Origin of the sequence: Myroides odoratus (assembly GCF_965118575.1) — a bacterium.
GTDB classification, from domain to species: Bacteria; Bacteroidota; Bacteroidia; order Flavobacteriales; family Flavobacteriaceae; genus Flavobacterium; species Flavobacterium odoratum_B.
The window spans coordinates 119,099-142,536 of sequence record NZ_CBCPHW010000009.1 but is presented as its reverse complement, the minus strand read 5'-3'; the positions used below and the strand labels follow the sequence as shown (position 1 = coordinate 142,536).

Below are 23,438 nucleotides of genomic sequence, written 5' to 3'. Positions count from 1 at the left end.
TGGTTGTAAAAGAAGATGGTCGCCCAGAAGCGACCATTATAATTATAAAATATGTTTTTGAGCTTTGTACGATGAACGTACCAGTGCGCCACTTTCAACGTGTCTGAATCCTAATTCTAAACCGACTTCTTCGTATTTTTTGAATTGTTCGGGTGTAATGAATTCTTTTACAGGTAAATGTTTTTTACTAGGTTGTAAATATTGACCAATCGTTAAAACATCTAAACCAACTGCTTTTAAATCATGCATCGTTTGAATTACTTCCTCTTCGGTTTCTCCTAAACCAAGCATAATTCCTGATTTAGTACGCTTAGCGCCATGATCTTTTAAGTATTTTAGCACCGCTAAACTGCGATCGTATTTGGCTTGAATTCGCACCTCTCTTGTCAAACGACGTACGGTTTCCATATTGTGAGAAATTACTTCAGGAGCAACTTCCAAAATACGGTCCAACAGACGTTCTTCACCTTGAAAATCAGGAATAAGCGTTTCCATAGTGGTACCTGGACTGATACGACGTACCGCTTTTACTGTTTCTGACCAAATAATAGTGCCACCATCTTTTAAATCATCTCGGTCAACACTGGTTATTACCGCGTGTTTGATGTTCATTAATTTAATAGATCGAGCTACTTTATCTGGCTCATCCCAATCTACGGTTTCTGGACGCCCTGTTTTTACGCCACAAAAACCACATGAACGCGTACAGATATTACCTAAAATCATAAAAGTAGCTGTTCCTTCTCCCCAACATTCTCCCATATTTGGACAACTACCAGAGGTACAAATGGTATGCAATTTGTATTTGTCTACCAAACCTCTTAATTCAGTATATTTTTTACCTGTAGGCAATTTTACACGCAACCATTTTGGTTTGGCCTGTGGTTGTATATTTTTGTCTAAGATTGTATCCATACTTTCATTTTATCAAAGTACAAATATACTGAAATCTTCTCTTTTATCTTTGGTTTTTTAGTAATTATCAAACGGAATGGAATCCTTGTAACGCGTTGGATTTCTTTTTGTTTTTTGCTTGTATTCTTGAGAATATCCTTGTGCTAAAGTGAAATGATAGTAGAATAAAGTTAATTTTAAATGATCGTATATTGGGGGTAATGCTTATTTTTGAAATTAAAAAAAAGCGATGGGCATATTAAATTGGTTTAAGAAAGATAAACCTCACAATGAAGAGGAAATGAAAGAAGAAAATGAGGGTAATGTTTTATTGGCGATGCCCTTGTTTGAAAAAGGGAGTAAATACAACATTGAAGCAGTAGTAAAGCATTTAAAAGAAGCTTGGGGGTACGAAATAAAGGGGAGTGATTATAACGATACAACCGCTGTATTAACTATAGATGGAACTTTGTTTGCTATTGCTTTTATACCGGCCGCAGTTCCTCAAGAAGATATGGCCTATAGTGCCCAATTTGCTTATAATTGGCAAAGCGTTTTAGAAGATATAGAAGAGGTGGATGGGCATGCGATTGTATCGGTATTGAATGGGCCTTTAGATCTTGTTGAAAGGCAAGTGTTACTTTCGCGTATTTTATATTCTATTATCGCAACGTCTACTTGTATTGGTGTATACCAAGGAAGTCAAACCTTGCTCATTTCGCGTCAACAATATTTAGATGCTTACGAAGAGTTAAAATCGGGAAAAGTAGTAGTTCCTTTATGGATTTATATTGGATTGCGTACAACTGAAGAAGGGAATAGTATCTATACCTATGGCTTAAAAGCATTTGATAAACAGGAATTAGAAGTAATCAATTCACCCTTAGAATTAGAGGAACTGTATTCGTTTTTTATTAATATATGTTCGTATGTAATCGGCAGTAATATCGTCTTTAAACATGGAGAAACTTTGGGCTATACAGCAGAACAAAAGATACAAATAACAGCCTCAAAAGGTGTTTTCTTGGAAGGAGAAACCTTGAAATTAGAAATATAAAAAATAGGCTCAAAAAACGCAATATCCTTGATAAATAAAGAGTTTAAAGCGATAAATAAAGAATAAAACTATAGTAAAATTTTTAAACAAACTAAAAAGAAATGGAAAATAATTTAAAGTTAACACCAGCAGATAAATGGATTGTTGCACCAGTAAATAGATTTATGCAAAAATCTACATCGGGTGGGATCATCTTGTTTTTGGCTGCTTTGATTGCCATATTTATGGCGAATTCTGTATGGGCAGACCAATACACTGCTTTTTGGGAAGGAAATCACATTGCTTTTTCATTTAATGACTTTACATTGAATCACTCTTTAAAGCATTGGGTTAATGATGGATTAATGGCTATTTTCTTTTTTGTGGTTGGTCTAGAACTTAAAAGAGAGTTAACAACGGGTGAATTATCCTCTCCTAAAAAAGCAATGTTACCCATTGTTGCTGCTCTGGGAGGAATGGTTGTGCCAGCAACTATTTATGCTATTTTTAATGCAGGTACGGATGCTGCACATGGATGGGGAATTCCTATGGCTACAGATATCGCATTTGCTTTAGGTGTACTTTATTTGTTAGGAGATAAGGTGCCAACCTCGTTAAAAGTATTTTTAACGGCTTTAGCTATTGCCGATGATTTAGGTGCTGTTATGGTAATTGCCATTTTTTATACGGAACAACTTTCTTTAATTAATTTAGGAATAGGGTTAGGATTCTTTGGTCTGCTTATTATTAGTAATTTATTGGGTATTCGCAATACGGTTTATTATGCAATTATTGGAATTGGAGGAATCTGGTTAGCTTTTATGTTATCTGGTGTACATGCTACGATTGCAGCAGTTTTGGCTGCTTTTGCTATTCCTTCTACGGCTAAAATTCACGAACCTTTTTTCCGCAAGAAATTAGATCAGCTGAAGAATAGATTTTATAGTTTAGACCCCGTTGATAAAATACCAAATCTTACGGGAGAGCAGATGGATTGTATAGGTGACATTCAAGATTTAGCTAAAAATAGCTTACCTCCAGCTATTCGCTTGGAACACAGTATGCACAATTTTGTAGCTTTCCTTGTCATGCCTATTTTTGCTTTGGCCAATGCTGCAATCCCTATTAACCTAGGAGAAGGTGGAGGGATGAGTGCTGTCACGCTTGGTGTTGCTCTCGGTTTACTAGTTGGAAAAGTAGTTGGGGTTTTTGGGCTAACCGCTTTGATTATAAAAATGGGGGTTGCCAAAATGCCAACGGGTATGACTTATAAAAATTTATTTGGACTTGGTTTGTTAGCTTCTATCGGATTTACAATGTCTTTGTTTGTCACTGAATTAGCCTTTGATGTCAAATTACATCCCGATTTCCCTGGGCAAGCTAAATTGGGAATTTTGATAGCTTCGGGATTAGGAGGAGTATTAGGATTTATTGTGTTGAGTGTGGTTGGAAAATCAAAGAAATAGATTAGGAATAAACAAAAAAAGAAAAAGCCGAATATACAACGTAGTATATTCGGCTTTTTTATAGCATTGAAATTAATCTTTCTTTTTCTTGGCTGCGCGTTTTGCTTCAACGGCTCTGTTTCTCGGTTTGGTCTTTCTCGGTTTTCTCTTTCCAGGTCCTCCTAAATTAACTTTTGCATTCTTCTCTTTCTTCGCATGAAAAGCTGCCCCTTTTTCAAGTGGTTTTTTTGCTTTTACCAATTGCTTTGCTTTCAATTTAGATTGTTCAAACTCCATTAATTGATCTGAAATTTCAACAGCAGAAGGAATTTCAATTTCTCTTAATTCTTTGGCCATTAAGAATTCAGCTTCTAGAAGCATATCCTCTTCTTTTGGATCTATCAAAGAAATCGCAATACCTGTTTTATCTGCACGTCCTGTACGACCAATACGGTGAATGTACTGTTCTGGTGTATCTGTAAATTGCAAGTTGATTACGTGTGAAATATCCGAAATATCAAGCCCACGAGCCATGATATCTGTCGTAACTAGTCCTCTTAATTCATTAGCTTGAAATTCAGCCATAGAACGCAAACGGAAGTTTTGTGATTTATTCGAGTGAATAACCGTAAACTCTTCTGGAAAAACTTCATCCAATTGAGTCATGACCACATCAGCTAAACGCTTGCTATTAATGAAAATTAATACGCGGTTAAAAATTTCTTTATCTTGCAACAAGTGCATAATCAAATTCAACTTTGTTCTGAAGTTTGGAATGCGATATACTTGTTGATCAATTTGTGCCAATGGGGTTCCAGAGGGTTCCAAAGAAACTTCTTCTGGAAAATCAAAAAAGTCTTCTAACACTTCATCTACCTCTTCTGTCATGGTTGCTGAAAACAAAATATTCTGTTTTTTGTTTTTCATCATGGCTAAAATAGAAGTAAGTTGTGTTCTAAATCCTAAGTTTAGTATCTCGTCAAATTCGTCAATAACTAATTTTTGTAAGTTGTCAAAACGCAAAACACCATCAAGTGCTAAGTCCATCATACGACCTGGCGTTCCTACGAGAATATCAACTCCATCATAAACCGCTTTGCGTTGCGTATTGATATTGGTTCCTCCATATATGCCTAAAGAACGAATGGACATATATTGCGTTAGTTTATTCACTTCATCAACAACTTGAACAACTAATTCACGTGTAGGTACAATAATAACAACACGAGGGGTGTCCACATGGGCAAATTTCCATTGTTTTAAAATGGGAAGTAAATAAGCATATGTTTTACCTGTACCCGTTTGTGCAATACCCATTACATCTCTTCCTGATAAAATAACAGGGAATGATTTGGATTGAATAGGTGTAGGTGTAGTAATTTGAAGCTCATCAAGGGCTTTTTGTAAAGCTTTCGGTAGATTAAATGGCTCGAAAGTATGCATAAAATATCTTATTTCTACAAAGATACGGTTTTTTATGCTTTTAGTAGAGATTGGAATTAAATTAGGTGCTAATCAGTAAAAAAATTACAATATTTTTTTTATTACACGCAATTTATGGGTGTGTTTTCCAGAATCAACATTGTAAATTCCCAAGTGATCCAAACGGTCAATACGCACCTTTCCATGGGCATGGATGATGTAATTGTTGTCCATGATAATACCTACGTGGACGATATTGCCTTCTGCATTGTCAAAAAAGGCTAAGTCACCCGCTTCACTTTCTTCAATAAAACTCAAAGCTTCACCTATTGTCGCTTGTTGGGAAGCGTCTCTAGGGATGAGATGACCATTTATTTTATAAACCATTTGAGTAAAACCCGAACAGTCAATGCCAAAAGGTGTTTTTCCACCCCATAAGTAGGGAGCATTCAAATACATAAAAGCAGTTTTTACGAATTGACTTTTTGTAAAAGTTCCTGTTATTGAACGGCCTTCAAAAGTAAATTTAAGTGGATTAGTTGAAGCATTTTTTAAAACGTTGAGGTTACTTCCCAAAGGAATTGAGAGTAACTGATTGTCTGAAGAATGTAAGAATTCTACAAAATCCCCTGCATAAATGGGAGCCGTTTGATTTAAGACTTCATATTCATTTTTAGAAATCAATTGAAATTGCTTATTGTCCACCCATCCTTGGTATTTGTCAAAAGCCAATTCAATTTTAGACCATTTTTCGGTTTGTTCGAGTATTGTAAATAATTCGCCAAATAGCAGTTGAGAAACAAGCTCACTTTTATCACTTGGTTCTGCACGTAGGGGAACAATAGAAAGGTTACAATAAGCAAACATCATAGGTAGGTCTTTGTATTAAAGGGCAAAAATAAAGATGAGTTTGAAAAAATCAAACCCATCTTTTGGTATTATTTGAATTGAATTAAGCTCTTTCGATCACAATTGCAGAAGCACCACCTCCACCATTACAGATGGCAGCAGCACCGATTTTAGCATTGTTTTGTTCTAGTACGCTTAATAAAGTAATCACGATACGCGCTCCAGAACATCCTAGAGGGTGTCCTAAGGCAACAGCACCACCGTTTACGTTGATTTTGTCTGTATTTAAATCTAAAAGTTTTGCATTCGCTAAACCTACTACTGAGAAAGCTTCATTAAATTCGAAGAAATCAACATCAGAAAGCGTTAAGTTTGCTTTTTTCAATGCAATTGGCAATGCTTTTGCTGGTGCAGTTGTAAACCAAATTGGCTCTTGTGCAGCATCTGCATAACTTCTGATATACGCTAAAGGTTTTAAACCTAGAGCTTTTGCTTTTTCTTCACTCATTAAAATTACCGCAGCAGCACCATCATTAATGGTTGAAGCATTAGCAGCAGTAACCGTTCCTTCTTTTGTGAAAGCTGGACGCAATTCTTTTACTTTATCTAATTTTACATTAGTAAACTCTTCATCTTTAGAAACAATAATAGCATCGCCTCTTCTTTGTGGAACCTCAACAGGAACAATTTCCATATCGAATTTTCCTTCTTCCCACGCCTTTGCAGAGCGCTCGTAAGATTGAATAGCGAAAGCATCTTGTTCTTCTCTAGTGATGTTGTGTACTTTTGCTGTGTTATCCGCAGCTACACCCATTGCTTGGTTGTCATAAGCATCAACCAAACCGTCATTTTGTAAACCGTCAACTAAAGTTGTAGGACCAAATTTTTGACCGTTTCTCATATGTACATAATGTGGAATCAAACTCATGTTTTCCATTCCACCCGCAACAACAACTTCTGCATCTCCAGACATAATAGCCTGCGCACCTTGCATGATTGCTTTCATACCTGAAGCACAAACTTTATTTACTGTAGTACAAGGAACATTACTGCTTAATCCAGCGTAAATTGCCGCTTGACGAGCTGGAGCTTGTCCAACACCTGCTTGAACAACATTTCCCATTAATACTTCGTCAACTAAATTTACATCTAGTTTGATTTTATCAATAGCGCCTTTAATTGCAGCAGCTCCTAGCTTTGTTGCAGGAACGGTAGACAATGAACCTAAGAAGCTACCAATTGGTGTTCTAGCAGCAGATACAATTACTACTCTTTTACTCATAATAAATAGTGTTTATTAACCCTAAATAGGTTTTAGACTCATACCGCCATGCAATCAAAACAGGTCTAATAGCAACTAAGAATAGATCATCGTAGCGTTCCAGTCGTGTTGTATGAGCTGTGAGAGTATAGAGCGTTCTTAGCATGAGCTAATACTTCTTTTGGGGTTTTAGTTAGATTTTTTGATTTTATGCTAACGACAAATATACGTTATAAATTTATTTGACAGAATTGTAGGGAGAAATAATCGACGATATTAACATTAATCCGTAGATGCATCCTGTTTTTTAAATTTAGTTGAATCAAAAGGAGAAAATAGACCAGGGAGATTGGTGTTTTTAGTGTTTTTTTGGAGAGGATACCTACTTTTAAAAAAAACGTAAAAAAAATATCAGTTTCTATCTACTTGATAGATAATTGATTTGTTTAATACATCGTTTTTTTTTGATTTTTATGCGTGAAATATTTGGATAGAAAGAAAACTCGTGCTACTTTTGCATCCGCATTACAGAAGATAACTCTTCTTGAAAGCAACGGAGAGGTGCCGGAGTGGTAACGGAGCAGATTGCTAATCTGTCGACTGGTAACGGTCGCCAGGGTTCGAATCCCTGTCTCTCCGCAAATTCGGGGTGTAGCGTAGCCCGGTCATCGCGCCTGGTTTGGGACCAGGAGGTCGCAGGTTCGAATCCTGCCACCCCGACCAACTATATAGTTGTAGGGTCCAATAGCTCAGCTGGATAGAGCAACTGCCTTCTAAGCAGTAGGTCTCAGGTTCGAATCCTGATTGGATCACAAAAGCCTCAACGAAAGTTGAGGCTTTTTTTGTTTTTATACATTTTTTAGAATTTACGAATCAAGCGCACGAATCCCCCGTATTAGGTGTGACCAAACATTCATAGGAATGGATGTTGGACCGTTTTCTGTTTCAGTACCATAACGAAGGATTTGTTATTTCGTAATTTTTTTTGCTTAGTTATGGGAATAAAAAAAACACCTGATTAGAGGTGTTTTTGTTTTTTTAACCAAAGTAAAAATTATTTATTGTTTTTTTCAAAACTTATGAATCTTGTAAATAAGAGACCAAATAAAAAAGCCATTAGTAAAGATACATAAAACATAATGTCTTTATAAAAACAGCACCTCGTAGTCCATAGAACATTAATACTACCTTTAAAGTAATATATAAACGTAAACATGAAGGTAGCGGCTAAGATCATAATTTTTTTTTTCATTAGTTATCTTAGTTTAAATTTATAATTACGTTACTAGTTGCGGAGGCTTCTTGTAGGTCTATTAAGTTATTTTGAAGTTCTTTAAAAGTTTCTTCTTTATATAATCCATTGCCTTGATAATCCAAAGAAGGTTTGATAGGATTTATTCCTTTAAATCTTGGATCATTTGGATCATACGGAATTGTTATTGCACAACTAGAATCAGAACTACCACTTCCTTTACTCGTTGTAACAAAACAATCGATACTCGCAAATGCAAAAGCAAGCATACCGCCTGAACCTGCTCCTAAGGCTCCTCCAAAAACTCCACCGCCAACAGCTCCTGTTGCCGTACCTACTAATGGTAAAACTACAGTTCCTCCTGTCCCGCCTGCATAAGCACCGCCTATTGCTCCAGTAATAGCACCTCCTACAATACCTCTACCAATGTTGTTTCCTTGTTCTTCAAGCATGCTATCAATCCAACTTTTTTTATTATTCTGTTTGTCACCATTAAGAGCAAATGCAGTAAGAGAATTTTTATTAGCAACTTCAATTTCTTTATATTTAGATAAGATGAAATCTATATTTGCTTCAAATGATGCATAAAGAGGGTATAAAATTTCGTAATCTTCCTTTGTCAAATCTTTATGAGTAAGCATACTGTTCTTTTGGTTAAGAAAAGTAATTTTTAAATTATCTAAAGAACTGTTGTAAATCTTACTATATAATTCTGACAATAGAGAAGATACTTGCTTAGAATAATTAAATTTATAGTTGATGTTGATTGTAATAGTTTCATTTTTATTTACTTTTTTTGTTTTTACAAAATTTTCATTTTTATTAAAAGCTTCTAAAGTATATTTTTCAACTTCTTCAAAATTCTTATCCCAATTTTCTTTTAGACTCTTATACATATTTAATTTAATAGATTCGTAATCATTATCGAAATGATTTTTTTCACTATTATGCGTAAAATCATTCTTAAGATCTAAAGAATTTTCGTGATTACATGCAAATCCTAATAAACACAAAGATAGAATAGTCAGTAATTTTTTGTTCATTATAATGTATTTTAAATTTTATTTTTAAAATTACAATAAATTACAATAAATGAAGTGAGATATTTGTATTATGTAAATAAAAGAGGTGTTTGTATTTTGTAGGATATGTAAAAAATTAACTAATTTTTAATGTCTCTGTTTTCATTTCGATTTCAACGATATCCCTGGAGACTTGTTGTTTAGAAATACTTTTTATTATATGAAAATTGTTATGCATAAAAATGCGATCTTTTACTTTGATAGATACAGCATCTTCTGTCATAGCAGAAAAGTCAATATCAAAGCTTTTTGCTACAGCTCTATTATTTAACCACTCTTTGTAGTATTGATTGTGAATACTAGGGATTAGCAATGAAGTAGGAACTTGAACGTAGTTACTTCCCTCGAGTAAGCCGTTGTAAATGAGTAAATTAATTTTATCACTTCCTAGATCTTTAGTTATAACCGTATTCTCTTCATACAATAGAGGAAAAGCATCAATTGAAATTGTATTTTCTATTTCAGGAAGCATTTCTGAGGGCTTTACAACTTTTATTTCTTTAGCATCTATTATAATTCGATCAAGTACTTTCTCGTCTTCGTTCTCTTCGTATTTTAATAGATACTTGTTATTATGGTTGAAAGATACATTGACGTTTTTCTTTTCATACTTACTCAAGTCAACTAAGTTATTTTTTAATACTTGCTTATTGATATAATTAAGAAAAACTGTTTGATTAATAACTGTAATATCTAGATTAAAAATGTTTGATACTGCAGTAAATAGTTGTCCAAACGTGATATCTGGAAGCGCTTTACCTAAATCAACATGATTGCTATTTATTACACCTGTTTCTTTGGTTCCGTCGTCAGCTAAAAAATAAATTGGTAAGATGTTTAATTGCGCAAACACATGATTGCGTCCAGGAGTAAAAACAGAGGTTAAATCTAATGATATTGTTTCATTTTCCTGATTAACATATATATCCTCATCTAAAACAATGAATTTAGGACCTCCAAATTGTTCCTGTTTAATATAAGTAGAGTTGTGTTTTAATCCATAACCTCCAGGGCGACCATGGCGACCAACCCCTTCTAAATCTAATTGAGAAATCACATTGTACTTGCCACGTTTTGGAATTGAAATTGATTTTTTCCAATGGCCATCTATGGTACCCTTAAATGTGTAAGTCCATTCAGGTTGAATCACAAAAGCCTTAACGAAAGTTGAGGCTTTTGTGTTTATAATAGCTCCTACTTACTTCTTGTAGCTCTTTTTAAAAGCATGAATCTATAATTAAGTAAAACAATGTTTTATTTATTGTTGGTTTCGTTATATATTCACTCCTATGAAATGGAAACCTTATATTTTGTTAACGATTTTACTAATAACCGCATTTGGTAGTCTAAGTTATTGGGTGAGTATTCATCCAGTTAATCAGTTGGATATTGATATCTCTAGATTTGTACAACAATGGCCCAGTGATGGCCTAGATAAATTGATGTGAGGGATAAGTTTTTTTGCTGATAGTCCTTATATCTACTTTCCATTGATCTTAGTAACGGCACTTATTTTTAGCAGAAAATATAGAAGAGAAGCCTATTTTATGTTGGCCTTAATCCCCTGTTCCTTGCTAATAGTAGGAATGAAAAATATAAGTAATAGACCTAGACCAACAAGTGATTTGGTTCGGGTAATGGAGCCCTTTCGATTTCAGAGTTTTCCAAGTTCCCATGTATTCTCCTATACTTTATTTTTTGGTTTACTACTTGTATTTATGTGTAGTATTAAAAGTATAACTAAAAGTTTGAGAATTACCTTGGGGGTAGTTTCAGGTTTCTTTTTAGTCTTAATTTCACCCTCTCGAATTTATTTGGGAGCCCATTGGTTTACGGATACCCTTGGTGGAGTATTGTTTGGTTCTTTAGTGCTTTTGCCTCTTAGCTTTTTCTACTTCAAAATAAATCGAGAAGCAAATAGCTAAGTGCATTTATTTAAAATAGTTTCTTAGTATAAGAGATCAAGCCAAACGATTTTTAGCAATAAGCAATCATACAACTTTCTTTTTGAAGTAATATGTGTTATTGAAGATGGAATGTTTTTATTGTATTGAGGTATGGTGTGTGCATCACCATACTTCATCACTCTAAATTCATCACCAAGCACGTTTATCCGTTCTAACAGGCTTAGAAAGGTCAAAAACTACATTAAAACTTGTTTTGGAGCCTGCGCGTTGTAAATTGTAGCTGTATTCGTTGTCATCGATAGTTACCCACCATAGATTTGAAGCAGCAGCAGGTATACTTAAAGCTGTTTCTTGATCTGAAGGGAAGTATTGAATATAGGCATTCCCTGTATTTGTTGTAGTACCACCATACATTGTTACCTCATCGGGTTGGCCATTGTGTTGACGATGATCGTGTTTCAATTCAATTCGATCTCCTTTTAAGGTAAATACCCAAGTACGCGAAAGATCCTCTCCTACAAAAAAGGCAATCTTTACTTCTCGTTTATTACAAGCAGAAACATAGAGAAGTAATTCTTTGTTTTCAAAATCAGCGGGAATAGGAGACGAAGTAATCGCTCCTTTATAAGCCTTGCCGCAATGTTGCGTTAGATTTTGCATGAATTGTTCGGGAAAATTCGCTGTTGTTTGGGCTTTACTTTGTACGAAAAAGCAAAGAAAAAGTACCAATAGGAGTGATTTTTGCATAGGGTATAAACTTTAATAAAACGAAAGATAGCGGTATAAATCCAGTTTTACTAATGAAAGACGTGTAAGTCTTTGTTTACAAACGCCTACTTTTGTTTAAATGAGATGCTATAAGGGTAAACCGAGCTTAGATATAAGGCGATTTACTATAATAAAAGTTTTATTTTTGAGCAAAGCTAGAAATAATGGATACACTTACGGAAAAATTCGTTCAAGTGAACGGGCAAGCTATTTTTGTGCATTTATATCAATGTCACACCCCTCAAACAAAAACAACCTTAGTTTTGTTACACGATTCACTAGGAAGTGTTGAATTGTGGCGAGATTGGCCTCGTTTATTGACGGAACAATTGCAATGTGATGTTCTGGTGTATGATCGTATTGGCTATGGCAAATCGCAACCTATGCAGACGTTTTTGCGAGAACACAAGTATTTAGAAAAAGAGGGGGAGTTTTTAGAAGACTTACGCCAAGTGCTGCATTTAGGAAAACTCGCCGTTTTTGGGCATAGTGATGGCGCTTCTATTGCCTTGTGGTATGGTATTTTATATCCTAATAATACAACGGCTTTAGTTATTGAAGCAGGCCATGTTTTTGTAGAAGAAGCTACATTGAAAGGGGTTGCAGAGGCGAAAAAAGCCTATGAAGAAACAGATTTGAAACATCGTCTGGTTAAATATCACGGAGAACGGGTTGAAAATCTGTGCTATGCTTGGTTTACCATTTGGTTGGATCCGAAGTATCGCAATTGGTCGATGGTCGATGAATTATACCACATTACCTCACCTCTGTTATTTTTACAAGGAGATTTAGATGAGTATGGCACCTTAGATCAAGTTGAAAAAACCATTACAGGGGTTAGTGGAATAGCCGAAAAGTATATATTTGAACAGGTAGGACATATTCCACACAAAGAACAAAAAGAGCTTACCTTGGCGCTAATTGTTTCCTTTTTGAAACGGTTTTTATAGGTGGATTAAATACTCGATTTTATCGAAAAATAACTGTTCAATTCTTGGGTCTTTCGCTTGTAAATAGGACATTTTTAAACTATTCAAGTATTGATCCAAATTGGTAATTATACTGCCTTGTGCCAATTCAAAAGGGACTTGAAAGTTTTTGGCGTAAATCGTTTCTAGTGCTGTTTTTATATAGGTTTCTTTATCCATGGTAGTTTGTTATCAAACGCAAAGATATAAAATCATTTGAATGATAAATAACAAGAAAAACAATAGCCTAATTCTTCGTTTTAAAGAGTAGGCTATTGTTTTTTCTGTTTATCGAGGTAACTCGATGGTATAGGTTTTTCCTTTTGTTTTTAAATTTGTATTGACTAACCAAGGATTGTATAATTTTAATAACTTGTAATTAGCCCCTTGTTCTTTTGCAAAAAGAGGTAAATCTTCAATGTCATAATCTACCGTAATCGTACGCATTGGAATTGGCGCATATTTATCGGCTTTTGGAATATTGTAACCATATTTTTGTGGGCTTGTCATGATTTCTTTCATAGCAAGGATTCTAAATACATAACGAGACGTTTCTTGATTTAAAAATAAATCGTAATAACTGTCTACATATTGGGCATTCATCGCTTTGGTCATACCTGACATGCCTCTATTGTAAGCTGCGGCAACCATGGTCCAGGAACCAAATTTAGCTTTGGCATCTTTAAAGTATTTACAAGCTGCTTCTGTGGCTTTTTCAAGGTGATAGCGCTCATCAATAGTCTCATCTACGGTAAGGTTATATTCCCCCGCCGTTCCTTTCATAAATTGCCAAAATCCTGATGCTCCTGCCGAAGAAACCACATTAGAAAGGGTGCTTTCAATCACACATAAGTATTTAAAATCATCCGGTATATTATTCTTTTTTAAAATCGGTTCAATAATTGGAAAGTAACGCTCCGCTCTTTTAATCACTAAAGTTGTAGAAGAGTGTAAATTAGCATTAATAATCATTTCTCGGTCAAAGCGCTCTTTGACATCTATAAGATCTAAAGGCGTTTTTTCTCCTGCAAAATTAGCGGTTAAAGGCGAGGGAACATGGTGTTCTGTCGGATCTTTTTGCTCTTCAGGTTGGGTTGTGCCCTTAGCGGTTGCAAAAATAAAAGTAGAAGCTACACCTACAACAGCTGTTGTATATAGCGCATTTTTCACTGTCTTTTTCATATCTTATTTTAAAATAATTTCTTGTAGATTTTGGTTAAACCATTTGTATTTTACTAGTATCATCGCGTGTGTTCCTCCTTCAATTTTAATTGCGTTTTTAATATTTTTAAAGGGAAATACCTCGTCTTTGGTTCCGTGAATATGAACCACATGCTCTAAGCTTTCTTGTTGATCCCACGTTAAAATGGTCTGAATACACCAATTGAGATAGTGCGGATCTCGAATAGACAAATAGCGGTTGTATAATTCCACGCGTTTTTTTTGCTTGTCATTGCCATAACGATCTACCATTTTTAGTAAAAACTCAACACCATGCGTAGGGATGAGCTTGTAAATTCTAGTATACTTCGCCCATTTAAAACGATTTGGGAATTCTTTATTAGAACGTACACTCGAAATAATAATTGTTTTTTTGACTGGGATAAGTTTAGCTAATTCTTGTGCCAGTATCCCTCCAAATGAAACGCCTATTAAGATAGGATTATTATGTTGAATAAGGGGGATATACTTTTTTGTGTATGTAAGGAGATTTTCCTCTTTTTCACAAGGAAGCCATTCTAAAAAATGTAATTCAAAAAGCGAAGTATCCCATTTTAATCTTTCAAAAATGAGCGAAGTGGAGGACATTCCCGGAAAGAAATAAATCGGTATTTTGTTCATTTTAAATAAATTAACATACTTAATAGGCACGGTCTGGAATAAAATGACGAACTTTGATAAATATAGCGATAAACTAGTTGTATTCACTGTATAATTAATCTAAAAATTTTTCTTACAATATTATTGTTATGGATATAAAGGCTTATAAAGCTGCTATTCTTTTTATGCTATGAAAAGGAGACCCGTCCAAACTTGAAAATATAAAATTTTATTATAATGAAAATTAAAGACAATGAATTGCTTCGTCAGTTTGAGCTTGAAACCGATCAGGGTCTGCTTAGCGTGGAGTATTCACTACAAGAAAGAAAAATTTTTCTTACCAAATTAAAAGGATTTGAGGAAGGCGTTCAAGCTCAATCAATCGAATTTTTAAAGGGAATTCTTGATATCGTTCGCGAAAAGAGATTAAGAGTTGTTCCTACACACCCAAAAATTGTTTCTTTTTTTAGAAAACACCCTTCTTATAAAGAAATGCTTCCTCCAGGGATAAGAATTTAATCCTGTGAGATTTTAAAAACCACTTATAACATACACAACATATCCCTAACCGGGTAAAAAAAAGTAAACCTGTTTGAATCAATATTCAAACAGGTTTTTTTGTTTTAACTTATTTACTGGACGAAGCAGGAATCGGCGTTTAATTCAAAAAATCAAATCGAACAATACCGTCGTCGTCAATTTTGGTTAATTTAATTTCGTGTAGTGTATTGACCAATGCCGGATCCCAAGGTGTTTTTACTTTGACATAGTTTTCAGTAAAACCATGGATATAACCTTCTTTGTTTTCACTTTCAAATAAAACCGTTTTTTCTAAGCCAATTTGAGATTCATAAAAAGCACGACGTTTCTTAACGGATAGACCGCGCAACATTTTACTTCTTTTGTTTCGCACTTCCATCGAAACAACGCCTTCCATCTCAATCGCTTCTGTATTGTCGCGTTCCGAATAGGTAAATACGTGTAAGTAAGAAATATCTAAATTGCTCAAGAAATTGTAGGTATCTAAAAAGGCATCATCTGTTTCACCAGGAAACCCTACAATAACATCAACGCCAATACAACAATCGGGCATGACAGCTCGAATTTTCTCTACGCGTTCTATATAAAGTTCACGCATATAACGGCGTTTCATTTTCTTGAGAATAGCATTACTTCCAGATTGTAACGGAATGTGAAAATGAGGCACAAAGGTTCTACTTTGCGAGACAAACTCAATTGTTTCATTTTTTAGAAGATTCGGTTCAATAGACGAAATGCGCAAACGCTCAATACCTTCCACTTTATCTAAAGCTTGAACCAATTCTAAAAAGGTATGTTCGTGCTTTTTGTTGCCAAATTCACCTTTTCCATAATCTCCGATATTCACACCAGTTAGTACAATTTCTTTTATATTTTGTGCAGAAATTTCAGCTGCGTTTTTCAACACATTTTCCATGGTATCACTTCGAGAAATACCACGTGCTAATGGGATTGTACAATAAGTACATTTATAATCACAGCCATCTTGGACTTTTAAAAAGGCACGAGTTCGATCGCCAATAGAGTAGGAGCCTACATAAAAATCAGCTTCTGAAATTTCACAAGAGTGTACTTCTCCCATTTCATTTTTAGAAAGGTCATTGATATAATCTGTAAGCTTGAATTTCTCCGTTGCTCCTAATACTAAATCTACCCCATCTACATCGGCTAGTTCTGTTGGTTTTAGTTGCGCATAGCAACCTACGGCAGCAATAAAGGCCTTGTTGTTTTTCTTCTGCGCTTTTTTTACTATTTGTTTGAATTGTTTATCTGCATTTTCAGTTACAGAACAAGTATTAATCACATAAATGTCTGCCACATCCTCAAATTCAACACGATCAAAACCTTCATCTACGAAACTTCTTGCTATTGTTGAGGTTTCAGAAAAGTTTAGCTTACATCCTAAAGTGTAAAAAGCTACTTTTTTTCTATTTTCCATAATCATTCTTTACTATGAGTAGTAACTTTGAAGTATATTTACTCTTTGTTGTCACAAAGCTTGCAAATTTACGTACAAAATTCGGTTTGATGAAATCAATAATATATTATATATCAATTCTTTGTCTTGTCTTCACGGTTTGTTCTTGTCAAAATAATAGAGATGAAAAAACTGAAGGAACGGTGTTTCGCTACAATGAAAATTCTAATATTCAAACACTTGACCCCGCTTTCGCAAGGAGTATGGCTGTTATCTGGCCCTGCAATCAATTGTTTAATGGGCTCGTTCAATTAGATGATCAGTTAAATATTGCAGGTGATATTGCGAAATCATGGCAGGCATCTCCCGATGGATTAACGTATGATTTTATCTTGCGAAAAGAGGTGTATTTTCATCCACATCCCTCTTTTGGGTCCAAACAAACACGCCAAGTCACCGCTTATGATTTCGAATATAGTTTCCGTCGATTGACCGATGCTAAAACCGCATCTCCTGGTGCTTGGATTATGCAAAAAGTACAAAGTTATCAAGCGCTTAATGATACTGTATTTCGCTTGCAGTTAAAAGAAGCTTTTCCTGCTATTCTCGGTTTGCTGTCGATGCGTTATGCTTCTGTTGTACCCAAAGAAGTGATTGAAGATCCCCAACACGATTTCAGAACACACCCCATCGGAACAGGTCCTTTTTACTTTAAGTTTTGGGAAGAAAATGTCAAATTGGTTTTGCGCCGTAATCCCAACTATTTTGAAAAGGATGATAAAGGCGTGCAATTGCCTTATTTGGAGGCAATAGCGATTACTTTTTTGCCTGATAAACAAAGTGCGTTTTTACAATTTATACAAGGAAATTTGGACTTTGTATCTGGATTAGATCCTTCTTATAAAGATGATTTGATTACGTTAGACGGAAAGTTACAAGCAAAATATCAATCGATTGTACAAATGCAAACAGGGCCCTATCTCAATACAGAATATTTGGGCTTTAATACGGAAGATAAACAGAGTGCAATACGTGATAAGCGTATCCGTCAAGCCTTAAATATAGGATTCGATCGCGAAAAGATGTTGAACCATTTGAGAAGCGGTATGGGAACCGCTCAAGTAGGTGGTATCATTCCCAAAGGATTAAAAGGCAATATTGTATTAGACGCGTTGTATGATATAACCAAAGCCAAAGCCTTAGTTCAGTCGTATAAACAAGAACACAAGCTTGCAGAAGTTGTAATCTCATTATCTACCAATGCGGGCTATTTAGATCTTGCCGAATATTTACAAAGAGAATGGCAAAAAATTGGACTAACTGTTGAAATTGATGTCATGCCACCAGCTACTTTGAGACAGGGAATGGCTTCTGGAAAAATAGCTTTTTTTAGAGGAAGTTGGATTGCGGATTATCCAGATGCAGAAAATTATTTATCGTTGTTTTACAGTAAAAATAAAGCCCCCAATGGGCCAAATTATACTTTTTTTACCAATAAAACCTATGATCAATTATACGAAAAAGCCTTTCGCGTAACGAATGCGCAAGAAAGAGAACAGCTCTATCAACAGATGGATCACCTACTTGCGGATGAGGTTCCGGTATTGGTTTTGTTTTATGATCAAGCGGTTCGCTTTAGTCGAAAAGACATTCATCAACTGGGTATAAACCCAATGAATAATTTATTTCTTAAAAAAGTTTGGAAAGAGTAGTTTATATTTGTCTAATTTTTGTTAAATAATTAGTTGTTAAATAGTATCTTTGGCACAATATAATTTCAGTACGAAATTCTAAATTTACCAGATTACAACCTTACATACGAGTTACTATTATGAATGAGTTAGTCGTTCTAATTGTTGATGATGAAACTAAAGTTGCCGAAGTATTAAAATACAGATTACTCCATAGTATCCAAACGGTACATAAAATGGTGTTTTATTCAGCAAAATCAGTTGCAGAAGCAGTAAAAATGATTGAGCAATACACCCCTGATTTAGTTTTTTTGGATATTCAAATGCCCAAAGAGAATGGATTGGCTTTGTTTGAATATTTTGAAAAACCACATAGCTTTGAAGTGGTAATTACTACGGCATATAGTCAATATGCACTAGAAGTTTTAAATCAATATCCTTGTTTACATTATTTATTGAAACCCCTAGCGGTTGACCACTTACAAATCGCTTACGATAAATTTGTAGAGAAAGAAGGACAACAATCCTTTATTAAACTAATCAAAAGCAATCAAAAAAGAGAGGCAATAGCTGTAGACGATATTTTATATTGTAAAGCAGATGACAATTACTGCGAAGTTTATTTGCAAGATCAAAAATTTTTGATTTCAAAAACATTAGGTGCGGTTGCCACTAAGTTACAACACCCACAGTTTGTTCGCGTGGGACGATCTTATGTTGTGAATATCAAGCGTATCCAATACATTGAAGTGGGTACCAATCGAATTGTATTTAAAGATAAAATTTTAATCAATGATAGAGAAGTCATTCATGATATTGTAGTTTCTGCCTCTAGAATGAAAGCATTTAGATTACTGGAATTATGATACGTTGGCTAGTATGGTTTTGGATTGGATTTACAAGTTCTGGACTATACGCACAAACTGCGGTTACCAAGCGATACACAATGAAAGACGGCTTAATTGCCAATGATGTAACCGCTTTGTTATTTGACTCTCAGGGTATTCTCTGGGTTGGGTCTAGAGCGGGCTTGAGTGTAAGGCAGCAAGGAGAAATTAGCATAGACGAAGAAGCCTTGCAACATCGGTTTACCAATATTACAACGCTTGTTGAAGATGATCAACAAGGAGTGTGGATAGGTAGTTATGGGCAGGGAATTTTGTATAAAGGAAAAAAAAGAACCCTTTTATTTAATTCAGAAGTAGGTCTGTTTTCTACTCGGGTAAATAGTTTATTTATTTCAGGCACTAAACTCTATATAGGAACGTCAGAAGGAATTTCAATTCTAGATATTCAAACCCAAACGGTTGAAAAAAAAGGTGCTAAAAATACCCTAGCAACGCCAAGTGCTGTTTCGAGTTTTTATAAAATAGGCTCTACTCTTTTTGCAACGACTATTAATCACGGCGTTTTTAAAATTGAATCAGATGAGGTCATACCCGTAGGTGAAGAGAAAGAGGTTATCGCTTCTTTTTTTGATTCCAAACGACAGGAACTCCTACTAGGGTTAAAATTTGAATTGGAAATCCACAAGCAGCAAACCAATCAAACAGAAATAAAAAAGGAAATAAAGGGAACCCGTTTTTTTCTGCAAGTGGAAGATAAAGTTTATGGGGTAGGAGCGGATCTTTTAAATGGAGGTGGAGGAATTTATGCTTGGGATGGAAAACAGCTTGAAAAGTTAAATAAGAAATATGGGATACACACGGAGGAATTATATAGCTTAGCTTACGATACTAAACATAAGTTGCTCTATGTAGGAAGTAAAAAACAAGGTTTATTTCAAGTTGATTTAGCTTCGCCCTTGCGTTTTGATTCGCGTTTTGGTTCAATAGAAGCGATTCAGACACACGCCAATCGGGTTTATGTTTTTGGAGAAAAAGGACTGAGTATCCTTCAGGATAATCAAATTATTCAACACGTAGATAAAACGTTATTTAAAGCCTATCAAGTCAATCACAAGCAACCTTTTATAGGCCTTACCACGCGTAAGAATCACTTTTTTGAAATCGAACACAGCATTTCTTCTGACCAAATCCAGTTTTATAAAGCAGTGAGCAATCGCAATTCAATTTGGGTTAGTACGAACCTGGGGTTGTTTCAGCTAACACCAGATGGACAATTGGAAAAATACGTTGGAATTCACACCTATCAATACGATTTTTTCCAAGGTACTCTACTGGAAACGGATCCCTATGGAGGAGTGAGAGTATACTCAACTATTTCTCCTTTTCAATATGAATATTTGGACCGAGAGCAAGGTAGTTTTGTGCCTCGAGATATTGTCGATATGCAAGAGGTAAATGGTAAAATGTATTTAGCAGGAGCTTTGGATGGCTTGTATGTCTATGAAAAAAAACAATTTAGATCCTTGTTCGCAGAAGGTATATTTACCGAAAACAGATTAAAATTCATAGAAAAAGGAGCCGATAATTACCTCTATATAGCTACTGATTTTGGAAATATTTACAAAGTTGATGTAGCACCTCAACAGCCTAAAGTTATTCAAAAAATACCTCAAAAAAAAATTGTAGGACATGGAATAACCTTTTTGCATAGCAGTAAACAACAGTTATTTGTAGGAACCAACAAAGGAATCACCGTTTTTGATGATGAGGGTACTTTTTTGTTTAATACCGAACAAGGTTTAGATACTTACAATATAAAGAGTAGCGCCCTTATAGGGAACCATTTACTATTAGGAACGGATATGGGCTTGTATACTTTAGATATACAGTATTTTAAACCTCAGCAAATGGAATATCATCTAGTTTTGTCTGCTATAAAAATAAACGGATTAAAACGAGATATAAAACCTATCCATGCAGAAGACTATCCTGCATTAGAATTGCCTTACGATGAGAATTCTATTTTTGTCAATTTTGTTTTGTTGGGCGCTAAGTATGCTGGAAAATTAAAATTTCAGTATCGGGTAAAACCAACGGAAGAATGGTTCGATTTAGAGCAGAATACACTAGCTCTAAATTATTTGAATGCAGGAGAATATCCGATTGAAATTAAAATATCCGATTATGACAAAGGGACGGAACAAATAAAATCGCTGTTAAATGTGACCATTTTACCTCCGTTTTATTACAGTTGGTGGTTTTTTAGTTTAGTTGGCTTAGTGGGAATAGGTGTAGTTGCAGTTGTTTTCCAAAGAATAAAAAGACAACAAGATAGTAAAGCGAAACAATTGCGTTATGAAAAGAAAGTAGCTGAATTGAAATTATTATCTGTTAGAAGTCAATTGAATACACATTTTATTTTTAATGTTTTGAGCTCTTTTCAATATTTTATTATTGCACACAAAGAAGAAGAAGCATTGTATTATTTGGAGCGATTTGCCTCACTTATAAGAAAAACACTGAATCTATCCATGGTGGAGCAAGTGAGTTTAAAGGATGAAATCAGCTATCTTCAAGGATATTTTGAATTGGAAAATATGCGTTTAGATGGACGTGTTCAATTTGAACTTGATTTAGATAAGCAGTTGAATCTGAATCAAATTTGGATTCCCCCTTTGTTACTTCAGCCTTTTATAGAAAATAGTTTGATCCATGCATTTCCTGAAAATATTGAAAATCCCACCCTAACTTTAAAAGTATACAGCCTAGATAATGATGTTATTTTAGAAGTTATTGATAATGGAATTGGAGATCAGCAGAAGATCAAGCAGTACCCCAATCACGAAGCGAAAGGCCTGTTTTTAGTGAAAGAAAGAATGAAAATGATTCAAGATTATTTAGAAGAGCATATTAGTATTCACGCTACCGAATCCGGTACAAAGGTTCGATTGGTACTGAAAAATGCCTTGCATTAAAAAAGGAGCATATCAAGTCAATTATTTGTTAATATAGTCTGAAGATGGAAGAAAGGATTGTATTATTGCTAAAAAGCGATGCTATAATCCTTGTAAATTCAAGGGAAACCAAATTTAATTGTTATTTTATGAAAGGAAGATTGTTTTTTGTAGCGGTTTTTGTGGTCTATTTTTTAGTTAATTTATATTTGGGAATTCGCGTTTTTTCCTTGTTTAATACAGCCATTTGGAGTGTTCAAATTATATATGCATCTGTTGTTGTATTTTTGACACTCTCACCGCTTTTGTTCTTTGCTTTGAGAAAACGAGTAGGGGTTCCAGAGGCTGCTATTTTATACAAAGTAGGTACAGGCTGGCTCATGTTGATTGTCTATGCTTTTCTTTTAGCTTTAGTATCTGATATACTTCTTATTCTTCTAGGGTCTTTTCTTAAAAATAATACACAGGAAATCTTGAGTCTCGATAAATTGCAAGCCTGTTTTATTGTTGTTGGAACGCTTCTTATTGCTGGAATAGGCAATGTTAATTATTATCGAAAAAAAGTGGTTAAACTGGATTTAGAAACGGAAAAACCACTAAATACAACCACTAAGATTCTTGTTTTAAGTGATTTGCATTTAGGGCATGCCATAAGTAAAAAAGAACTACAACGTTGGGTAGCCTTTATCAATAAGCAAGAAGTAGATTTGGTTCTGTTCGCGGGTGATATTATTGATAATAGTTTATTGCCGTTAACGTATTATGAGTTAGATGTGCTGTTGCGCGAAATAAAAAGTAAATATGGCGTATATGCTTGTTTAGGTAACCATGAGTATTTGGCCAATGTCGAAATGAGCTTGGCGTTTTTAGCTAAATCCAACATACGTGTATTGCGCGATGAAGTTGTAGAGGTATTGGATGGTCAAATTCAAGTAATCGGAAGAGATGATAAATCAAATCCCAATCGAAAAACGTTGAACGATTTAATACAACCCAATCCCAACAAAGTACAGATTCTACTCGATCATCAACCTTATCATTTAGCTGCTGCTGCCGAACAGCAGATCGACTTTCAATTTTCAGGACATACACATCGTGGACAAGTTTGGCCTTTTTCATGGATTACCGATTATTTATTTGAAAAATCACATGGTTATTTAAGAAAAGGAACAACACAGTATTACATCAGTTCTGGTTTGGGAATATGGGGTGGAAGATACCGCATTGGCACGCAATCTGAATATGTACTTGTTACACTAAATTCGAAGCGTAAAAAATAAAAA

The 23,438-nt window shown here is 34.8% G+C and carries 21 protein-coding genes and 3 tRNA genes; 13 read left to right on the top strand and 11 right to left on the bottom strand.

The features are described from left to right. Nucleotides 1-42: 42 nt before the first annotated feature. The gene (gene lipA, locus ACMHJ2_RS09565) at nt 43-915 is read right to left on the bottom strand and encodes a lipoyl synthase (protein WP_413512663.1); all 873 of its coding nucleotides are present in this window, start codon (nt 913-915) and stop codon (nt 43-45) included. Between the two features lie 229 nt (nt 916-1,144). Between lipA and ACMHJ2_RS09560 the strand changes: the two genes are divergently transcribed. After that, nucleotides 1,145-1,951: a DUF4261 domain-containing protein gene (locus tag ACMHJ2_RS09560; protein WP_413512662.1), complete on the top strand. Its 807-nt coding sequence runs from the start codon at nt 1,145-1,147 to the stop codon at nt 1,949-1,951. 101 nt (nt 1,952-2,052) lie between these two features. Then, the gene (gene nhaA, locus ACMHJ2_RS09555) at nt 2,053-3,396 is read left to right on the top strand and encodes a Na+/H+ antiporter NhaA (protein ID WP_413512661.1); all 1,344 of its coding nucleotides are present in this window, start codon (nt 2,053-2,055) and stop codon (nt 3,394-3,396) included. A 72-nt stretch (nt 3,397-3,468) separates the two neighbouring features. Here nhaA and ACMHJ2_RS09550 read toward each other — a convergent pair whose 3' ends face one another. From ACMHJ2_RS09550 to ACMHJ2_RS09540, 3 genes are all read right to left on the bottom strand, one after another. Continuing rightward, complete coding sequence (locus ACMHJ2_RS09550; protein ID WP_413512660.1) at nt 3,469-4,818, bottom strand: DEAD/DEAH box helicase; 1,350 nt, start codon at nt 4,816-4,818, stop codon at nt 3,469-3,471. An 84-nt stretch (nt 4,819-4,902) separates the two neighbouring features. Beyond that, a complete protein-coding gene (locus ACMHJ2_RS09545) occupies nt 4,903-5,664 on the bottom strand; it encodes an NlpC/P60 family protein (protein ID WP_413512692.1) in 762 nt (253 codons plus the stop codon). Between the two features lie 85 nt (nt 5,665-5,749). After that, complete coding sequence (locus ACMHJ2_RS09540; protein WP_413512659.1) at nt 5,750-6,928, bottom strand: acetyl-CoA C-acyltransferase; 1,179 nt, start codon at nt 6,926-6,928, stop codon at nt 5,750-5,752. A gap of 534 nt (nt 6,929-7,462) precedes the next feature. Here ACMHJ2_RS09540 and ACMHJ2_RS09535 point away from each other — a divergent pair. From ACMHJ2_RS09535 to ACMHJ2_RS09525, 3 genes are all read left to right on the top strand, one after another. Then, nucleotides 7,463-7,546: transfer RNA gene (locus ACMHJ2_RS09535), tRNA-Ser, on the top strand. 6 nt (nt 7,547-7,552) lie between these two features. Further along, nucleotides 7,553-7,630, top strand: a tRNA-Pro gene (locus ACMHJ2_RS09530). Between the two features lie 15 nt (nt 7,631-7,645). Further along, a tRNA-Arg gene (locus ACMHJ2_RS09525) sits at nt 7,646-7,719 on the top strand. Between the two features lie 448 nt (nt 7,720-8,167). On the opposite strand, the gene ACMHJ2_RS09520 is transcribed toward ACMHJ2_RS09525, so the two are convergent. Continuing rightward, entirely contained in the window at nt 8,168-9,202 is a 1,035-nt protein-coding gene (locus tag ACMHJ2_RS09520) for a hypothetical protein (protein ID WP_413512658.1), read from the bottom strand. Nucleotides 9,203-9,317: 115 nt separating this feature from the next. Continuing rightward, the gene (locus ACMHJ2_RS09515) at nt 9,318-10,298 is read right to left on the bottom strand and encodes a hypothetical protein (RefSeq protein WP_413512657.1); all 981 of its coding nucleotides are present in this window, start codon (nt 10,296-10,298) and stop codon (nt 9,318-9,320) included. A 232-nt stretch (nt 10,299-10,530) separates the two neighbouring features. On the opposite strand from ACMHJ2_RS09515, the gene ACMHJ2_RS09510 reads away from it, so the two are divergent. Beyond that, a complete protein-coding gene (locus tag ACMHJ2_RS09510; RefSeq protein ID WP_413512656.1) occupies nt 10,531-10,689 on the top strand; it encodes a hypothetical protein in 159 nt (52 codons plus the stop codon). A gap of 99 nt (nt 10,690-10,788) precedes the next feature. Next, complete coding sequence (locus tag ACMHJ2_RS09505; RefSeq protein WP_413512691.1) at nt 10,789-11,166, top strand: phosphatase PAP2 family protein; 378 nt, start codon at nt 10,789-10,791, stop codon at nt 11,164-11,166. Between the two features lie 171 nt (nt 11,167-11,337). Here ACMHJ2_RS09505 and ACMHJ2_RS09500 read toward each other — a convergent pair whose 3' ends face one another. Beyond that, on the bottom strand, nt 11,338-11,895 hold the full coding sequence (locus tag ACMHJ2_RS09500; protein ID WP_413512655.1) for a hypothetical protein: 558 nt from the start codon (nt 11,893-11,895) through the stop codon (nt 11,338-11,340). A gap of 185 nt (nt 11,896-12,080) precedes the next feature. On the opposite strand from ACMHJ2_RS09500, the gene ACMHJ2_RS09495 reads away from it, so the two are divergent. Next, complete coding sequence (locus ACMHJ2_RS09495; RefSeq protein WP_413512654.1) at nt 12,081-12,866, top strand: alpha/beta fold hydrolase; 786 nt, start codon at nt 12,081-12,083, stop codon at nt 12,864-12,866. On the opposite strand, the gene ACMHJ2_RS09490 is transcribed toward ACMHJ2_RS09495, so the two are convergent. From ACMHJ2_RS09490 to ACMHJ2_RS09480, 3 genes are all read right to left on the bottom strand, one after another. Next, nucleotides 12,861-13,064: a hypothetical protein gene (locus tag ACMHJ2_RS09490; protein WP_413512653.1), complete on the bottom strand. Its 204-nt coding sequence runs from the start codon at nt 13,062-13,064 to the stop codon at nt 12,861-12,863. The genes ACMHJ2_RS09495 and ACMHJ2_RS09490 overlap by 6 nt on opposite strands. Before the next feature lie 108 nt (nt 13,065-13,172). Further along, a complete protein-coding gene (locus tag ACMHJ2_RS09485) occupies nt 13,173-14,066 on the bottom strand; it encodes a lytic transglycosylase domain-containing protein (RefSeq protein ID WP_413512652.1) in 894 nt (297 codons plus the stop codon). A gap of 3 nt (nt 14,067-14,069) precedes the next feature. Beyond that, nucleotides 14,070-14,726 (bottom strand): alpha/beta hydrolase, encoded by a 657-nt coding sequence (locus ACMHJ2_RS09480; RefSeq protein ID WP_413512651.1) that lies wholly within the window; start codon nt 14,724-14,726, stop codon nt 14,070-14,072. A 216-nt stretch (nt 14,727-14,942) separates the two neighbouring features. On the opposite strand from ACMHJ2_RS09480, the gene ACMHJ2_RS09475 reads away from it, so the two are divergent. Then, a complete protein-coding gene (locus ACMHJ2_RS09475) occupies nt 14,943-15,224 on the top strand; it encodes a GNAT family N-acetyltransferase (protein ID WP_413512650.1) in 282 nt (93 codons plus the stop codon). Between the two features lie 139 nt (nt 15,225-15,363). Here the strand turns inward: ACMHJ2_RS09475 and mtaB are convergent, their stop codons facing one another. Further along, entirely contained in the window at nt 15,364-16,683 is a 1,320-nt protein-coding gene (gene mtaB, locus ACMHJ2_RS09470) for a tRNA (N(6)-L-threonylcarbamoyladenosine(37)-C(2))-methylthiotransferase MtaB (RefSeq protein ID WP_413512649.1), read from the bottom strand. A gap of 89 nt (nt 16,684-16,772) precedes the next feature. Between mtaB and ACMHJ2_RS09465 the strand changes: the two genes are divergently transcribed. The 4 genes from ACMHJ2_RS09465 to ACMHJ2_RS09450 all read left to right on the top strand — a co-directional run bounded on the left by ACMHJ2_RS09465 (nt 16,773) and on the right by ACMHJ2_RS09450 (nt 23,435). Continuing rightward, complete coding sequence (locus ACMHJ2_RS09465) at nt 16,773-18,374, top strand: ABC transporter substrate-binding protein (RefSeq protein WP_413512648.1); 1,602 nt, start codon at nt 16,773-16,775, stop codon at nt 18,372-18,374. Between the two features lie 119 nt (nt 18,375-18,493). After that, nucleotides 18,494-19,219 (top strand): LytR/AlgR family response regulator transcription factor, encoded by a 726-nt coding sequence (locus ACMHJ2_RS09460; RefSeq protein ID WP_413512647.1) that lies wholly within the window; start codon nt 18,494-18,496, stop codon nt 19,217-19,219. After that, nucleotides 19,216-22,176: a sensor histidine kinase gene (locus ACMHJ2_RS09455; protein ID WP_413512646.1), complete on the top strand. Its 2,961-nt coding sequence runs from the start codon at nt 19,216-19,218 to the stop codon at nt 22,174-22,176. The genes ACMHJ2_RS09460 and ACMHJ2_RS09455 overlap by 4 nt, the downstream gene beginning before the upstream one ends. A 128-nt stretch (nt 22,177-22,304) precedes the next feature. After that, the gene (locus tag ACMHJ2_RS09450) at nt 22,305-23,435 is read left to right on the top strand and encodes a metallophosphoesterase (protein ID WP_413512645.1); all 1,131 of its coding nucleotides are present in this window, start codon (nt 22,305-22,307) and stop codon (nt 23,433-23,435) included. Nucleotides 23,436-23,438: the final 3 nt, after the last annotated feature.

Excerpts from the sequence above, each read along its gene's own strand:
- lipA (WP_413512663.1), bottom strand. The coding sequence starts at position 915 with ATGGATACAATCTTAGACAAAAATATACAACCACAGGCCAAACCAAAA.
- ACMHJ2_RS09560 (WP_413512662.1), top strand. The coding sequence starts at position 1,145 with ATGGGCATATTAAATTGGTTTAAGAAAGATAAACCTCACAATGAAGAG.
- nhaA (WP_413512661.1), top strand. The coding sequence starts at position 2,053 with ATGGAAAATAATTTAAAGTTAACACCAGCAGATAAATGGATTGTTGCA.
- ACMHJ2_RS09550 (WP_413512660.1), bottom strand. The coding sequence starts at position 4,818 with ATGCATACTTTCGAGCCATTTAATCTACCGAAAGCTTTACAAAAAGCC.
- ACMHJ2_RS09545 (WP_413512692.1), bottom strand. The coding sequence starts at position 5,664 with ATGTTTGCTTATTGTAACCTTTCTATTGTTCCCCTACGTGCAGAACCA.
- ACMHJ2_RS09540 (WP_413512659.1), bottom strand. The coding sequence starts at position 6,928 with ATGAGTAAAAGAGTAGTAATTGTATCTGCTGCTAGAACACCAATTGGT.
- ACMHJ2_RS09520 (WP_413512658.1), bottom strand. The coding sequence starts at position 9,202 with ATGAACAAAAAATTACTGACTATTCTATCTTTGTGTTTATTAGGATTT.
- ACMHJ2_RS09510 (WP_413512656.1), top strand. The coding sequence starts at position 10,531 with ATGAAATGGAAACCTTATATTTTGTTAACGATTTTACTAATAACCGCA.
- ACMHJ2_RS09505 (WP_413512691.1), top strand. The coding sequence starts at position 10,789 with ATGTTGGCCTTAATCCCCTGTTCCTTGCTAATAGTAGGAATGAAAAAT.
- ACMHJ2_RS09500 (WP_413512655.1), bottom strand. The coding sequence starts at position 11,895 with ATGCAAAAATCACTCCTATTGGTACTTTTTCTTTGCTTTTTCGTACAA.
- ACMHJ2_RS09495 (WP_413512654.1), top strand. The coding sequence starts at position 12,081 with ATGGATACACTTACGGAAAAATTCGTTCAAGTGAACGGGCAAGCTATT.
- ACMHJ2_RS09490 (WP_413512653.1), bottom strand. The coding sequence starts at position 13,064 with ATGGATAAAGAAACCTATATAAAAACAGCACTAGAAACGATTTACGCC.
- ACMHJ2_RS09485 (WP_413512652.1), bottom strand. The coding sequence starts at position 14,066 with ATGAAAAAGACAGTGAAAAATGCGCTATATACAACAGCTGTTGTAGGT.
- ACMHJ2_RS09480 (WP_413512651.1), bottom strand. The coding sequence starts at position 14,726 with ATGAACAAAATACCGATTTATTTCTTTCCGGGAATGTCCTCCACTTCG.
- ACMHJ2_RS09475 (WP_413512650.1), top strand. The coding sequence starts at position 14,943 with ATGAAAATTAAAGACAATGAATTGCTTCGTCAGTTTGAGCTTGAAACC.
- mtaB (WP_413512649.1), bottom strand. The coding sequence starts at position 16,683 with ATGGAAAATAGAAAAAAAGTAGCTTTTTACACTTTAGGATGTAAGCTA.
- ACMHJ2_RS09465 (WP_413512648.1), top strand. The coding sequence starts at position 16,773 with ATGAAATCAATAATATATTATATATCAATTCTTTGTCTTGTCTTCACG.
- ACMHJ2_RS09460 (WP_413512647.1), top strand. The coding sequence starts at position 18,494 with ATGAATGAGTTAGTCGTTCTAATTGTTGATGATGAAACTAAAGTTGCC.
- ACMHJ2_RS09455 (WP_413512646.1), top strand. The coding sequence starts at position 19,216 with ATGATACGTTGGCTAGTATGGTTTTGGATTGGATTTACAAGTTCTGGA.
- ACMHJ2_RS09450 (WP_413512645.1), top strand. The coding sequence starts at position 22,305 with ATGAAAGGAAGATTGTTTTTTGTAGCGGTTTTTGTGGTCTATTTTTTA.